Here is a 15,052-nt window from a genome sequence, read left to right as displayed (position 1 = left end):
GGCATTTCCTGCTGGCTTAAGCTGACTCTCTCTCGAGTCGATTCCCCTTATCAATTCCTGAAGACTTAAAAATGATTGCTAACACGCTAAAAAAACTCTTTGGCTCCCGAAATGATCGGGAGCTTAAACGCATTCGGAAAATGATTGGTCGCATCAACGCACTCGAGGAGGCGTATGAAGCGCTAGAAGATTCAGCGCTGCTGGCTAAGACTGAGGAATTTCGTGGCCGACTGACGGCTGGGTCCTCCCTTGATCAGCTGCTTCCCGAAGCTTTTGCCACCGTTCGTGAGGCTGGGCGTCGAGCCTTGGGTATGCGGCACTTCGACGTGCAATTAATTGGTGGCATTGTGCTTCACGAGGGCAAAATCGCTGAAATGCGTACGGGGGAAGGTAAGACGTTAGTGGCAACCTTGCCCGCTTATTTAAACGCGTTGGCCGGAAACGCGGTGCACCTGGTCACGGTAAATGATTATCTGGCGAGCCGAGACGCTGCATGGATGGCGCCACTGTATGAATTTTTGGGTATGACGGTAGGGGTGATCAGATCTGGATCAGGACCCGCTGAGAAACGTGACGCCTATGCCTGCGACATAGTTTACGGCACGAACAATGAGTTCGGTTTTGATTATCTTCGAGACAACATGGCGTTTAGTTTGGCGGATAAAGCCCAAGCAAATTTGGCTTTTGCCATTGTCGACGAAGTTGACTCCATCCTGATTGACGAGGCGAGGACGCCATTGATTATTTCGGGGGCAGCTGAAGACTCTTCGGAAATGTATCGACGGATTAACAAGCTGATTCCCCAGCTGGTGGCTGCGACAGAGGTGGATGAGGGTGATTTCACGGTAGATGAAAAGCAGCGCCAAATTGAACTCACCGAAGCAGGCCATGAGAAAATTGAGGGCCTGCTGATTGCGCAAGGGTTGTTAGAGGACGACGATAGCCTGTATGCCGCTACTAATCTCGGCCTCCTCCACCACGTGCACTCTGGGTTGCGTGCCCACGTGCTGTACCAGCGAGATGTTGAATACATTGTTCAAGAGGGTCAGGTGGTCCTGATCGATGAGCACACCGGTCGAACGATGGCGGGGCGACGGCTCTCTGAGGGCCTGCATCAAGCAATCGAGGCGAAGGAAGGCGTCGACATCCAAAATGAAAGTCAAACCCTAGCCTCGACCACCTTCCAGAATTACTTTCGCCTTTACGACAAACTTGCGGGTATGACAGGCACCGCAGACACCGAGGCCTTCGAGTTCCGCCAGATTTATGGACTCGAGGTTATTGTTATACCCACGAATAAACCCATGCTTCGTAATGATATGAACGACCTGGTCTATATGACGCGGGAAGAGAAGTTTGACGCTATTGTGGAAGACGTTAAGTCCTGCATCGAAAATGGCGCCCCGGTGCTGGTGGGCACCGCTTCGGTTGAGACGTCGGAAGAGCTTTCCGCGCGTTTCAAACAGGGAGACATTGAGCACAAAGTGCTGAATGCTAAATATCACGCACAGGAGGCAGAAATTATTGCCCAAGCGGGGCGTCCTGGCGTCGTAACAATTGCGACCAACATGGCTGGGCGGGGTACTGACATCGTTTTAGGGGGCAACCTTGAATCGGAGCTTGAAGCCGCGGGAGAGCTCAATGCTGAGGCTGAAGAGACGCTACGTGAAGCTTGGTTAGCGCGCCACGACGCGGTACTTGAGGCTGGCGGCTTACATATTTTGGGCACTGAACGCCACGAATCGCGAAGAATCGATAATCAGCTTCGAGGACGTTCTGGGCGACAGGGTGATGCTGGAGTCTCACGCTTTTATTTGTCGCTGGACGACAATTTGATGCGTATTTTCGCTTCCGACCGTGTCAAAAGTTTCATGCAGGCACTGGGGATGGAGAACGGGGAAGCCATTGAGCACCGCATGGTGACCAACGCGATCGAAAAGGCCCAACGCAAAGTTGAAGGCCGCAATTTCGACATTCGAAAGCAGCTTCTCGAATACGATGATGTCGCCAACGACCAGCGCCGAATTATTTATCGGCAACGAGATTCGCTGCTGGGCGAAGAAGAGGTGACTGAAACGATTACCCAGATTCGAGCGGATGTGGTCAATGGATCTGTTGACAGTTTTATTCCTCCTATGAGCGTGGAGGAGCAGTGGGATATTCCCGGTCTTGAGCGACAGCTTGAGGCGGAGTTTGCGGTTACGTTGCCATTGCAGGCCTGGTTGGAAGAAAATAAAGGGCTCCACGAGGAGTCGCTGCGCGACAGAATTGTTGAGGAAGTTCAGGCGGCCTACGACACGAAAGCCAGTGTGGTTGGCGAGGGTATGCGCCAGCTTGAGAAGCAAATTATGCTTCAGGTCCTTGATACGCTGTGGAAAGAACACCTCGCCACGATGGATCAGCTTCGCCAGGGTATTCATTTACGGGCTTATGCCAACAAAAATCCAAAGCAAGAATATAAGCGTGAGTCTTTTGCGTTATTTGAATCATTACTCGACCGCTTAAAGCATGAGGTCGTGCGCTTTTTAAGTCACGTGCAGGTGCAGCGTCCCGATGAGGCCGCAGAAATTGAACGCCGTCGTCGGGAGGAGGCAGCCCGCCAGCAGGTGGCTTTTGAGCACGCTCAAACCTCATCGGTATCCAGCGATGCAGCAGCTGGAGATGCCTCCCCACAGGCTAAGCCACAAACTGTCGTCAGAGAAGCGCCTAAAGTTGGGCGCAATGATCCCTGTCCCTGTGGTAGTGGGAAAAAGTATAAGCAGTGTCATGGAGCACTAAGCTGATGACGCGACCTGTTCCCGGTGTGCGCCTCGGCGTTGCGCAGGCAGGTGTTAAACAGACTGGTTGCGATGATCTGGTACTTATAGAGCTCGCCTCGGGCAGCACCAGTGTGGGCCTTTTTACGCAAAACGCGTTTCGGGCAGCGCCCGTGCAAATTGCTCAGGAGCACCTTCAGGTGACGAGTGGCAGAGCAGGTTACTGGCTTATAAACACCGGTAACGCCAACGCGGGCACAGGAGTGCCGGGCTATGAGGCCGCAAAGAACACCTGTGGGGCTGTGGCTGAACTGCGAGGTTGTCAGGCTGCTGAGGTTTTGCCTTTTTCCACTGGCGTCATTGGCGAGCCTTTGTCCCCTCAGCTAATCAATGATGCGCTTCCTAGTGCTTGCGAGGGCCTTAGCGAGGGCCACTGGCAGCGTGCTGCTGAGGCAATACTAACCACTGATACCCGAGCTAAAGTGGCATCACGTGTGGTCTCGATTTCGGGCGCAGACGTGACGTTGACGGGTATGGCGAAGGGTGCCGGCATGATTCGCCCCGACATGGCCACTATGCTGGCATTTATTGCCACGGATGCCGAAGTATCCCCTGCAGGCCTCGATGGTTTATTCAGGCAGGCAGTGTCGGCAAGCTTTAATCGTATTACCGTCGATGGTGATACCTCCACGAACGATGCTGCCATGTTGGTGGCAACGGGATGCTCGGGTATCGCGGTTGAAACCGCAGGTGCGGAGGCTCTAACGCTATTTACGGAGGCCCTTGAGAGCCTATGCTTAGAGCTCGCACAAGCAATTATTCGCGACGGAGAGGGAGCGACAAAGTTTGTCGAAGTAAAAGTGGATGGTGGCCTCGATGCCGATGAATGTGATGCTGTGGCCTTTACCATTGCGCATTCTCCGCTTGTGAAAACTGCATTGTTTGCCAGTGATCCCAATTGGGGGCGTTTGCTTGCGGCCATTGGCAGAGCGGGCCTGAAAAATCTTTGTGTCGAAGACGTGTCGCTCTATCTAAACGACGTGCTGATTGCTGTAAATGGTGCAAGGGCTCCAGATTACACTGAGGCCAAGGGCCAAGCCGCTATGGCCTCGTCTGAGCTCGCCATACGGGTTGATCTTAACCGTGGCGCTACCAGCAGCCGTGTATGGACGACAGATTTTTCTTATGAATATGTGCGTATTAACGCGGAATACAGGACCTGAATCCTGTGAGTGAACTGCATGTTGCGGTGGGCGTTTTAACCGACGCTAATGGGCGTATTCTCATCGCCCGCCGGCCGCCTGAGCTCCATCAAGGAGGGTTGTGGGAGTTCCCGGGAGGCAAAGTCGAGCCGGGAGAGACCCGTCAGTGCGCTTTGGTGCGGGAGTTGAAAGAGGAGCTGGGTGTGACGGTAAAAGCCACTGAGCCACTTCTTGAGATTCGACATGATTATGGCGATCGCGAAGTCTTCCTTGATGTGCATCGAGTGATCGCATGGCAAGGGGAAGCGCGGGGGATGGAGGGGCAACCATTAGCTTGGACTTTGCCCGCTGCGCTTGGGGACTTTGATTTTCCGGCTGCAAATGTGGCCATCGTTGAAAAGTTGAAGTTGACTTAATTCCCAACACCCAACACCCAACACCCAACACCCAACACCCAACACCCAACACCCAACACCCAACACCCAACACCCAACACCCAACACCCAACACCCAACACCCAACACTTGGGTGCGTGGAGATGCTCTCTCCTGTTGCTGGCTGGCGGGCAGCAAGGGGCGAACTAACCATTGGTGCTGTGGCTGCTCTCGATAGACTCAACGGTGGCGCGCAGGAGTCTAAATAATGGTGCGGTAAAAAGCCCTGTGTCTGCTAAGCGCTAGGTGTCTAAAGGCGACTGCTTGTTATCGCGTTTCACCGTGAGCCTTTGCCCGCATCAGCATGCGCTGGTGTAGCGCATCAGTTTGAGTGTTCAGTTCGTTAAGGCTGCCGCTGTTGTCAATGATTTCGTCTGCCCGACTGACTCGTTCAGCCCTTGGCAGTTGGGCCGCCATGATATTTTGAATGAGCTCGGCACTGTTGCTATCACGCGCCATCGTGCGGTCTATTTGCAGCTCTTCGGTGACATCGACCACTACAACATGGTTCACAAAACTGTGCTGTTTTGCCTCGAGGAGTAGTGGGGAGCTGAGTACTACGTATGGGGATGTCGCTCTTCGCAACTGGTCTTCGATCTCTTGTCGTATTGCGGGATGGGTTACACCCTCTAACCACCTGCGAGCTTCTGGATCTTCAAAAACGATCTTGCGCAGTGCGGCACGATCTAAACTGCCGTTTTGCTGCAAAATGTTTTTTCCAAAGCGCTCAGCAATGGCAGCAAGGGCAGGTTGGCCGGGCTCGACTACGACACGTGCTGCTAAATCTGCGTCAACGACATCAACTCCGAGAGTTTCTAAGCGCGCCGTGACCGCCGACTTTCCGCTGCCAATGCCACCTGTAATACCGACTACAAAATTCATAAGCTGTCGCTGTTCATAGACCAATAAAACTGAAGTAGGCGGCTGTTAATCGATCGCCAAAAAAAAGGGTTATCAAACCGGCTCCCGCCAGATAGGGGCCAAAGGGCATGGGGACTTCGCGCCCCTGTTTTTTTAGCAAAATAAGTAAAATGCCAATAAAGGCTCCGACAAAGGACGACACAATTATGATGAGGGGTATTGTCTGCCAGCCAAACCAAGCTCCCAGTGCGGCCAACAACTTAAAGTCACCGAAGCCCATGCCATCTTTGCCTGTGGTGAGTTTGAAAATCCAATACACACTCCACAGCGTTAGGTAGCCCGCCGCAGCACCGATAACAGCATCATTTAGCGAGGTAAACGCTGAATTTATGTTGAGTAGCAGCCCCAACCAAAGCAGCGGTAATGTAATGCTGTCGGGTAAAAGCTGCGTGTCTATGTCGATGCCGGTCAAGACGATCAACGACCATATGAGTAACAACGCACCCGCCAGTTGCAGGGTTGGCCCAAATACCATGGCTGCGGCAAAAGATAGCAGGGCCGTACAGAGCTCTATAATAGGGTAGCGGCTGGAAATGGAGGCACCGCATCCGGCGCAGTACCCTCGCAGAAATACATAACTCAACACCGGAATATTGTGCCAAGGTTTTATGGCGACCCCGCAGTCTCTGCACTGCGAGTTTGGAGAGCTTAGTGAAAGCAGTTGAGTGTCAGGTGGCGTTTGTTCTAGCAATTCGCAGCAGTCGCGCTGCCAAGCTTGCTCCATCATCTTCGGGAGTCGAAAAATGACGACATTGAGAAAACTGCCTACAACCAGCCCCAAAAGTGTGGTGGCGGTCAACAAAAACCACGGGACCTCCAGTGCGCTGCTGAGATAATCCAACGCCCCTTACCCTATTACCGTGCCCAGCATGAAAATGGGAAGATACATCGCAATCATCAGGCCCCCCACTAAGACACCAAGTACAGACATAATAATGGGCTCCATTAAAGAGCTCAGGCTGTCGACCGCATTATCAACCTGCGCCTCGTATTGATCGGCAACTTTGCTAAGCATTGCATCTAGGGCACCAGATTCCTCACCGATAGCAATCATTTGTAGCAGCATGGCTGGGAATAGGCCGGTACCTCGGGTTGCCAGGTACAAAGAGGTTCCCGAAGTGACATCATCTCTTATTTGCCGTATGCCCCGAGCGTAAACCGCGTTTCCCGCAGCGCCCGCTGTCGAGTCTAGAGCCTCCACTAAAGGAACCCCTGCGGCAAAGGTGGTGGCAAGTGTGCGACTAAAGCGAGCAACAACGGCATCGTGAACGATGGAGCCAACGACGGGTAGCTTTAAGGCGAGTGAGTCGATTCTGTTCCGAAAATTAGAAGACCTTACGATAGCTTGGAAATATCCCCACACAGATAAGATCATTGCGACAACCATAAATAACCACCACTGCTGCATGAATTCAGAGATGGCCAAAACAAAGAGGGTAAATCCAGGGAGATCAGCGCCAAAGCCTTTAAAAGTCGTAGCAAAAGTGGGAACCACTTTTACTAAAAGAATTCCCGTTACCACGATTGCTACAGTAACGACGGCGATGGGGTAGGTCATGGCTTTGCGAATTTTTGCCTTGAGCGCTTCGGTTTTTTCTTTATAGGTGGCAACGCGGTCAAGCATGACCTCAAGTGTCCCTGAGTTCTCGCCAGAGGCGACCAGGCTGCAAAAAAGGTCGTCAAAATGCTTTGGGTGTTTAGCCAAAGCCAATGCGAGACCGCCTCCTGAGGAAACTTCACTTTTGATTTCGCCAACCAGCTTGCTCATGGCGGGATTTTCGAGACCCTCCTGCACGATCTCAAAACTTTGCACCAGCGGCACACCGGCTTTCATCATCGTGGCCATTTGCCGTGAAAATATTGCAATGTCGGCCGCTTTTATGCCTTTGCCCCTGTTTGAGAACAGTGGCTTGGCCTTTTTCTTAACCGATTTTGCTGTGATGCCCTGTTTTCGCAGCTGTGCTTTTGCCAGAGCCTGACTGCTGGCAACTATTTCGCCTTGCCCTTTTTGACCGTTTTTATTGAGGCCGTTCCATACAAAAGTTGTGTTTGTCGCCATACCGTCCTTGGTCTCCAGCTCTTAATCTGTCGTTACGCGATTGACTTCTTCAAGGCTTATCAGTCCCTGTGCAGCTTTACGCAAGGCTGAAAGACGGAGGTCTGCGAAACCTTCATGGCGTGCCTGTTTATCTAAATCGATAGAGTTATCGCCGTCCATGATCAGATTAGCGATGGATTTGGTCACTTTGACGACCTCATAGATGCCAACTCGACCGCGGTAACCGTCTTTACAGGTCTCACAGCCAACGGCGCGTTTGATGGTCGCATTCTCAAGCATCTTATCGTTGAAGCCCAACTCCATGAGGGCGTCGTGAGGGACTTCTGTTTCTGGAATGCTGCATTGCTTACATAAACGCCGGGCGAGTCGCTGAGCAATAATGAGGGAAACCGATGACGCAATGTTGTAAGCGGGTACACCCATGTTCATCATGCGTGTGATGGTTTCCGCTGCACTATTGGTGTGCAGGGTGGACAACACCAGGTGTCCTGTTTGGGCTGCTTTGATGGCGATCTCAGCCGTTTCTATGTCGCGAATCTCGCCGACCATGATTACGTCAGGATCTTGCCTCAGGAAGGAGCGCAGGGCCTCGGCGAAATCCAGCCCCACTTTATTGTTCACTAAAACTTGATTCACGCCCTCCATGTTAATTTCAACAGGGTCTTCTGCCGTTGAAATGTTGCGCTCCTCGGTATTTAAAATACTGAGACCTGTGTACAGCGATACTGTTTTACCGGATCCCGTGGGTCCTGTTACTAAAATCATGCCTTGCGGCTTGGCCAAGGCTTCGAGAAATAGCTGCTTCTGATCGTCGTCATAACCCAGGGCATCAATCCCCATTTGTGCGGATGCGGGGTCGAGGATACGCATCACGATCTTCTCGCCAAACATAGTGGGTAATGTGTTCACACGAAAGTCGATCGAGCGGTTTTTTGAAAGCTTCATTTGAATGCGGCCATCCTGTGGGATGCGACGCTCGGAAATATCCATTTGGGACATAACCTTGATTCTGGCTGCAAGGCGTGGCGCTAGTGTTCGAGGTGGCTTTACGACTTCGCGAAGTATTCCGTCAGTGCGGAATCTAACGCGATAATCTTTCTCGTAAGGTTCAAAGTGAATGTCAGAGGCGCCTTGTTTAATCGCATCCAAAAGAACTTTGTTCACGAAGCGAACGATAGGAGTATCGTCTATTGAACTGGTATCGATATCCTCGGCATCATTCGCGTTTTCATCAACGATATCTAGATCAAATTCGGTACTTTCTCCCAGCTGATCTATCTCAGAGTTTAGTGAATCCTGCTGGTCTAAAAGCTCGGCGAGGAGCTTGGCAAGCACTCGCTCGTCAACCACTACCGCTTCGGTGCTGATACCTGTGGCAAACTTTATTTCGTCAAGCGCTGCAATACTCGTTGGATCTGCAAGGGCGATAAATAAGCGATTACCGCGTCTGAAAATTGGAACAGTTTGGTGCTTTGCCATGAGGGCCGAGGAGACGAGCTTGTCTGGAAACGTCCTCTGATCTATTGCAGCCAAATCCAATAAAGGAACGCCAAACTCAGCAGAGGCTATTTCCGCGAGTTCATAGCTATCAATGTCGAGCGCCTGAGAGAGGTAGCTAATGAGGGATATTTTCTTTTTGCTAGCTTCGCGGATGGCTGTTTGAGCCTGCTCACTCGTAATAACACCATCGGCTACCAGACGAGCCGAAATCCCTGTGAGTAGAGCTGGTTTTGTAGTCGCTTCGACGTTCACGTTTTTGCCTCACTTGGGCGTAGCCTGCCGAACTATTTCCAGTATACAGCTAAACGAAGGTTGCCACATCATGGGTCAGTTAACCTGAAGGATTGGGTTACCGTTGTAACCGATCACTGTGGCACCTGCCAGAAACGACTTTTAAGCAGCCCGCCCAGTGAAGTCACCGTGCAGTATGGTGCGATCGTTAACGCCTGCAAATGCCACAACTATAGCCGTGGTCCTTCCAGCATCTGGTGTCCTCGCAGCTTAAAAAACTCGGTGTTATTCGGTCGCATTTTCAATAGCGCGAGGGGAGTAGTGGCGCTACTCCCACCGTCAGAGTGGTCGCTACTTCCACTTTACCTAGTACTTCTTTCAAAGTGCACTTTGGTTGGTGAGATTTATTATGACCTAAAGTCCGAAACTAATAGTTTTAGCAGAGCCGGTTTTTGTAGCGTGACGTGAGAATGCGGCGGCAACCGGTGTGCCGCCACATCCCGTGCATGGAGAGCACACAATTTTTCCTACTCAGCTTGTCTTTATTCTCGCTTTCATGAGGCAAAGATTATTTTTGTTTTGTAACACGACAACGACACACAAAATCAAGGTCCATCACTTGCAACTTTCATCTTTCTGGTCGATTGAGTCCTGTAAGGAAAGAACCATCGTCGGGCTATGGTTGGGGCCATGATGCGATAAGGCATTTATATCGTCAGCGAAGAGTACGACTTAGTTTCTAGAGACTCCATGACGGGGTAGCTGGTACTTTCCTGCACCCCCGGTAGCTGCATAAGGCTGCTTCCTAAAAAGTCTCGGTAATCGGTCATGTCTCGTACCCGCGCTTTGATCAAGTAATCAAAGTTGCCAGCTATTAAATGGCACTCTTCAATTTCAGGCACATCACGAATAGCTTCGGTGAATTCATTGAAGGCGTCACCCGCAGTCCGTTGCAGTGTGATTTGTACAAATACGATTAATCCGCGACCGAGTTTTTCTGGATTCAGGTCGGCATGATAGCCACAGATGTAACCGTCGCGCTCCAATCGTTTTACCCGTTCTTTGCAGGGTGTCGTGGTTAAACCGACCTGGCGCGCCAATTCAGCAAAACTGAGTCGGGCATTGTGTTGCAAGCATCGGAGGATCTTTCGATCTATCCGGCTCAGGTTGTGCTCTGGCATCCTTAGAACTCTCCGTTATAAACGAACCGAATAGTCCGATTTTTGGGTTCATCTGCAGTTGTATTGAGATTATTTTACCTTAAATTTGGTTAATTCGACTGTATAAGTATCAAATTTACAGCTAAATATAAACAAAATTGACGGTAAATTGTGAGTGTCAGGCAGGGCTTTGGGCCTCTGCAAGCCACTACTGGAGTTTTTTATGATCGTTGGCATTCCTAAAGAAATTAAAAACCACGAATACCGCATTGGCATGACGCCCGCTGGGGTTCGTGAGTTGGTCAATCGTGGTCATCAGGTATTGGTCGAAACCGAGGGTGGTGTAGGTGTGGGTTTCGACAACGCCAGCTATGAGGAGGTTGGGGCCCAAATAGTAGCGAGTCCTGAAGACATTTTTGCCGCTGCCGATATGATTATTAAAGTTAAGGAACCTCAGCCCAATGAGTGCCGAATGCTGCGTTCGGGGCAGATTTTGTTCACCTACTTGCACCTCGCTCCAGACCCCAAACAAGCTCAACTATTGCTGGACTCGGGTGTTTCAGCCATCGCCTATGAAACGGTAACCAATGCTAAGGGTGGGTTGCCCTTGTTGGCGCCAATGAGTGAGGTGGCGGGGCGTATGTCGATTCAAGCCGGCGCACACCACCTTGAAAAGGCTCAGGGTGGCAACGGCATGTTGCTGGGGGGAGTGCCAGGGGTCGAGCCTGCCAGAGTGGTGGTGCTGGGCGGCGGCGTTGTCGGTACACAGGCCGCTAAAATGGCCGCCGGTTTGGGCGCTCAGGTGACCATTTTTGATCGTTCGATTGAACGCTTACAGCAGCTCGACGATCTGTTTCAGGGACGAGTTGTGGGTCTTTACTCTACTCAAAACGCTGTGGAGCAATACGTTCGAGCGGCTGATCTCGTTATTGGTGCGGTCCTCATTCCCGGAGCGTCAGCCCCAAAATTAGTGACTCGAGACGATGTGGCCGCCATGCGCCCCGGCGCCGTGCTGGTCGATGTGGCCATTGATCAGGGTGGTTGTTTTGAAACCTCACAAGCGACCACCCATCAGTCGCCAACGTATGTGGTTGATGACGTCGTTCACTACTGTGTTGCGAATATGCCGGGTGGCGTGGCGCGCACTGCGACGATGGCATTGACCAATGCGACGCTGCCTTTTGCCCTTAAGTTGGCCGATAAAGGCTTGGCCGCACTTCAGGATGATGGTCACCTGCGTCAGGGCCTCAATGTGCACGGTGGGCACATTACTCACGAGGCGGTGGCTGTAGCACTAAACGCCGATTACCTGTCCGCAGATAAAGCGCTTAGCCCGCTCATGTTAAGCGCTTAAACCGTAGGCATTTGCTGAGCCCTACCTCGATACTTCAGGGGAGGGTTCACAGGATTACTGACTGGCTTTGAATTCTTTGCGGCGCTGATGCAGTAGCGGTTCGGTGTAGCCGCTGGGTTGATCCGTTCCCATAAACACCAAATCACAAGCCGCTTGAAAGGCCACATTGTTGGTGAGATCTGCAGCCATAGGTTGGTAGGTGGGGTCGTTGGCATTTTGCTGGTCCACAATCGCCGCCATGCGTTCAAGAGTGGATCGAACCTGCCCCTCGGTAACAACCTCATGGCGAATCCAGTTGGCTAAATGCTGGCTGGAAATTCGCAGCGTTGCCCGATCTTCCATTAGGCCGATATTGTCGATGTCAGGAACCTTGGAACAGCCGACTCCCTGATCGATCCAGCGCACCACGTAACCAAGGATGCCCTGGGCGTTATTGTCGAGCTCTCGCTGTATAGCGTCTTGAGACATGCCCGCTGCACCTTTTAACGGAATCTGCAGAATCTGATCAATACCGCCTCTGGGATTGCCTTTCAGTTGAGCTTGAACCGCCATGACATCAACTTCGTGATAGTGCGTCGCGTGCAGTGTGGCTGCCGTAGGTGAGGGCACCCAAGCGCAATTGGCGCCGCTTTTTGGGTGACCGATTTTAGTGGTCAACATATCCGCCATACGGTCAGGCATGGCCCACATTCCTTTACCAATTTGTGCGTGACCCTGAAGACCGCAGTTGAGCCCTACATCGACATTCCAGTCTTCGTAGGCGTTAATCCACGTTTCACCCTTCATGGCGCTCTTTGCAGTAAAAGCACCAGCTTCCATACTGGTATGAATTTCATCACCCGTGCGATCGAGAAACCCGGTATTGATGAACACCACACGCTCACTCGCGCGGTTGATGCATTCAGCCAGATTCAAAGTGGTGCGTCGTTCCTCATCCATGATGCCGATTTTGATGGTGTTCTCTGGCAGTCCTAGAACGCCTTCGACTTTGCTGAACAGTTCGACTGCAAAACTGACCTCATCAGGCCCATGCATCTTTGGCTTTACGATGTATATGCTGCCTTGACGAGAATTACGCGGGCCTGAGGTGCGCTTTATGTCATGCAGCGCGCAAGCTGACGTAAATAAGGCGTCAAGAATACCTTCGGGAGCCTCTAACCCATTTTTGTTCAGGACGGCGTCGTTGGTCATTAGGTGCCCTACATTTCGCACAAAAAGCAGGCTACGACCGGGAAGTGTAAAGGTATTGCCGTCGGGAGCTTTAAATTCGCGATCGGGTTGTAATGTGCGTGTTTGCAGTTGCCCGCCTTTCTGAAAGCTTTCGGACAAATCGCCTCGCATAAGTCCTAGCCAGTTTTGGTAAACCACGATCTTGTCTTCGGCATCTACCGCCGCTACCGAATCTTCACAATCTTGAATTGTCGTTAACGCGGACTCTAAGCACACATCCTTGACTCCGGCGGGGTCGGTTTGGCCTACGGGATGGCTACTATCAATCTGAATTTCGGCATGCAGTCCATTATTTTTGAGCAAAATCGAATTGGGTTGGGCGCTGTCTCCCGTGTAGCCCACCCATTGATCCTCCGTCTGCAACGTGCCGGTGCTGCCGTCTTTTTGACTCACTTTTAGCACACCCGACTCAATGGTGTAGGCCGTCGCGTCGGCGTGGGTGCCGTCTCGTAATGGGAAATTTTGGTCTAAAAATGCTCTCGCCCAAGCGATAACGCGATCGCCGCGAACGGAATTGTAGCCGCCGGCGCGCTCGGCACCGTTATCTTCAGGAATGACATCGGTTCCGTAGAGTGCATCATAGAGACTGCCCCAGCGGGCATTGGTGGCATTCAACGCAAAGCGCGCATTCATGACAGGCACCACCAGTTGGGGACCAGCTACCCGCGCAATTTCCTCGTCCACACGAGTCGTTGTTACTTGCACTTGCTCAGGTTGAGGCAGCAGGTAGCCTATTTCTTCTAGGAAGGATTTGTACTGCCCAGCATTGAAAGCGTTTTTAGGGTGTTCTCGGTGCCAATGATCAAGCTTAGATTGCATGTCGGCTCTTATGTCGAGCAGCTCGGCATTGCGCGGCATCATATCGCTCAAAATAGCGGCCAAGCCGGCCCAAAACTGATCGGGGCTGACATCGGTGCCGGGTAAAATGTTGTTTTCTAAAAGCGCGTGCAGCCCAGCGTCGACTTGCAAGCCCGCGCAATCGATACGTTCAGCCATGGTCTTCTCCCCAAATAGATCTCGCTGCTGTCACTGGTGTCAGGGGCAGCGCTAGTGTCTGAATTTTAGAATCCATATTTTAAGCGCATAAATGCTAGAAATGCATTTTATAAGTGGTATTGATTGTGTGAATGGCTGTGTCGGCGACTTAAACCACTTGCGGTGCAGAATTTTAGATGCCTGAACACGTGTCAGGCATTTAATTCCCGAGCGATTCGAGTGATTGTCTGACGCACCCAGCGGTGGGCTGGATTGTGTTGAAGTAGGGGGCTCCAAGCCATTTTTAATTCGAGGGGCGGCACCTCAAATGGCACAGGCATAACAACCACCCTTGGATTGTCGCGCTTCAGCCAAGTGGCCCGGCTCGGCAAAGTCACAATAAGGTCGTTTTCCTCTGCCAAAGTCATGGCTGCTTGATAGTGCCGTGTGAAAACGCGAATCCGCCGCTGCTCATTCATCTGGGCCAGAGCTGTATCCACCCAGCCCAATCGCTGAACATCATCGGGATCTACCCCAACGCCAACCCCCATTCCAGTCTTACTGACCCAGATGTGGTCTGCGTTCAAATAAGCTCGGAGGTCAAACTGGCTGAGAATAGGGTTGTCGCGGCTCATCAAGCAGGTAAAGGGGTCTGACCACAGTGTTATTTGATGAAATGACTGGGGCATTTGATCAAAGCGGTTGATCACCAGGTCGATTTTGCCCCGTTCAACGTCTAAAAAGCTGACGTCAGAGGGCGTCATGACATCCAGAGTGAGGCCCGGGGCCTGCTCCCGAAGCTCCCCAATTACGGTGGGAAATAAGGTGGATTCTGCATAGTCTGACGCCATGACTCTGATCACCTGATTTGCGTCACTAGGGTCAAAGTCTGACGTCGGTTGAATAGCGCGTTCGACACCTGCCAGTACATCTCGAATGAGCGGTTCGAGCTCGAGAGCTCTAGCGGTGGGTGACATGCCGTCAGAAGTTCGCACAAGGAGCGGGTCGTTGAATAGATCCCGCAACCGGCGCAGCCCATTGCTCATAGCGGGTTGTGACAGCCCCAGTTGATTGGCCGCCTGCGTCACATTCCGCTCGCGGAGTAAAACGTCAAGGTAAACCAGCAAATTTAAGTCAATTCGATTAAGATCTTTCACGGCAATTTCTCGTGCAGATAAGGCACTACAGCACCACCCGGACAACCAATCATAACAAGTCGCTTTGCAGAAC

The 15,052-nt window shown here is 51.8% G+C and carries 11 protein-coding genes; 4 read left to right on the top strand and 7 right to left on the bottom strand.

The window, feature by feature from the left end; genetic code table 11:
- Nucleotides 1-71 precede the first annotated feature (71 nt).
- The 3 genes from secA to mutT are packed head-to-tail and all read left to right on the top strand — an operon-like array spanning nucleotide 72 to nucleotide 4,374.
- On the top strand, nucleotides 72-2,783 hold the full coding sequence (secA, locus tag ACMAZB_RS11690) for a preprotein translocase subunit SecA (RefSeq protein ID WP_435217380.1): 2,712 nt from the start codon (nucleotides 72-74) through the stop codon (nucleotides 2,781-2,783).
- Complete coding sequence (argJ, locus tag ACMAZB_RS11685; protein ID WP_435217378.1) at nucleotides 2,783-3,979, top strand: bifunctional glutamate N-acetyltransferase/amino-acid acetyltransferase ArgJ; 1,197 nt, start codon at nucleotides 2,783-2,785, stop codon at nucleotides 3,977-3,979. Before secA ends, argJ begins: the two co-directional genes overlap by 1 nt.
- A 5-nt stretch (nucleotides 3,980-3,984) precedes the next feature.
- Entirely contained in the window at nucleotides 3,985-4,374 is a 390-nt protein-coding gene (gene mutT / locus ACMAZB_RS11680) for an 8-oxo-dGTP diphosphatase MutT (protein ID WP_435217376.1), read from the top strand.
- Nucleotides 4,375-4,659: 285 nt separating this feature from the next.
- On the opposite strand, the gene coaE is transcribed toward mutT, so the two are convergent.
- From coaE to ACMAZB_RS11655, 5 genes are all read right to left on the bottom strand, one after another.
- Complete coding sequence (gene coaE / locus ACMAZB_RS11675; RefSeq protein WP_435217374.1) at nucleotides 4,660-5,274, bottom strand: dephospho-CoA kinase; 615 nt, start codon at nucleotides 5,272-5,274, stop codon at nucleotides 4,660-4,662.
- Nucleotides 5,275-5,287: 13 nt separating this feature from the next.
- Nucleotides 5,288-6,154 (bottom strand): prepilin peptidase, encoded by an 867-nt coding sequence (locus ACMAZB_RS11670; protein WP_435217372.1) that lies wholly within the window; start codon nucleotides 6,152-6,154, stop codon nucleotides 5,288-5,290.
- Between the two features lie 6 nt (nucleotides 6,155-6,160).
- On the bottom strand, nucleotides 6,161-7,372 hold the full coding sequence (locus ACMAZB_RS11665; RefSeq protein ID WP_435217370.1) for a type II secretion system F family protein: 1,212 nt from the start codon (nucleotides 7,370-7,372) through the stop codon (nucleotides 6,161-6,163).
- Nucleotides 7,373-7,393: 21 nt separating this feature from the next.
- On the bottom strand, nucleotides 7,394-9,124 hold the full coding sequence (gene pilB / locus ACMAZB_RS11660) for a type IV-A pilus assembly ATPase PilB (protein ID WP_435217368.1): 1,731 nt from the start codon (nucleotides 9,122-9,124) through the stop codon (nucleotides 7,394-7,396).
- A gap of 686 nt (nucleotides 9,125-9,810) precedes the next feature.
- Entirely contained in the window at nucleotides 9,811-10,284 is a 474-nt protein-coding gene (locus ACMAZB_RS11655; RefSeq protein WP_435217366.1) for an Lrp/AsnC ligand binding domain-containing protein, read from the bottom strand.
- 202 nt (nucleotides 10,285-10,486) lie between these two features.
- On the opposite strand from ACMAZB_RS11655, the gene ald reads away from it, so the two are divergent.
- Nucleotides 10,487-11,617, top strand: a complete 1,131-nt coding sequence (ald, locus tag ACMAZB_RS11650; protein WP_435217364.1) for an alanine dehydrogenase — start codon at nucleotides 10,487-10,489, stop codon at nucleotides 11,615-11,617.
- Between the two features lie 54 nt (nucleotides 11,618-11,671).
- Here ald and ACMAZB_RS11645 read toward each other — a convergent pair whose 3' ends face one another.
- Nucleotides 11,672-13,843, bottom strand: a complete 2,172-nt coding sequence (locus tag ACMAZB_RS11645; RefSeq protein WP_435217362.1) for a malate synthase G — start codon at nucleotides 13,841-13,843, stop codon at nucleotides 11,672-11,674.
- 191 nt (nucleotides 13,844-14,034) lie between these two features.
- Nucleotides 14,035-14,979 carry a LysR substrate-binding domain-containing protein gene (locus ACMAZB_RS11640; protein WP_435217360.1) on the bottom strand — a complete coding sequence of 315 codons (945 nt, stop codon included), beginning with the start codon at nucleotides 14,977-14,979 and terminating at the stop codon, nucleotides 14,035-14,037.
- Between the last annotated feature and the right edge of the window lie 73 nt (nucleotides 14,980-15,052).

This window comes from Luminiphilus sp. nBUS_07, from assembly GCF_051201685.1.
Classification (GTDB): Bacteria; Pseudomonadota; Gammaproteobacteria; order Pseudomonadales; family Halieaceae; genus Luminiphilus.
This window is presented reverse-complemented; position numbering and strand designations above follow the sequence as displayed.

Excerpts from the sequence above, each read along its gene's own strand:
- secA (WP_435217380.1), top strand. The coding sequence starts at position 72 with ATGATTGCTAACACGCTAAAAAAACTCTTTGGCTCCCGAAATGATCGG.
- argJ (WP_435217378.1), top strand. The coding sequence starts at position 2,783 with ATGACGCGACCTGTTCCCGGTGTGCGCCTCGGCGTTGCGCAGGCAGGT.
- coaE (WP_435217374.1), bottom strand. The coding sequence starts at position 5,274 with ATGAATTTTGTAGTCGGTATTACAGGTGGCATTGGCAGCGGAAAGTCG.
- ACMAZB_RS11665 (WP_435217370.1), bottom strand. The coding sequence starts at position 7,372 with ATGGCGACAAACACAACTTTTGTATGGAACGGCCTCAATAAAAACGGT.
- ACMAZB_RS11655 (WP_435217366.1), bottom strand. The coding sequence starts at position 10,284 with ATGCCAGAGCACAACCTGAGCCGGATAGATCGAAAGATCCTCCGATGC.
- ald (WP_435217364.1), top strand. The coding sequence starts at position 10,487 with ATGATCGTTGGCATTCCTAAAGAAATTAAAAACCACGAATACCGCATT.
- ACMAZB_RS11645 (WP_435217362.1), bottom strand. The coding sequence starts at position 13,843 with ATGGCTGAACGTATCGATTGCGCGGGCTTGCAAGTCGACGCTGGGCTG.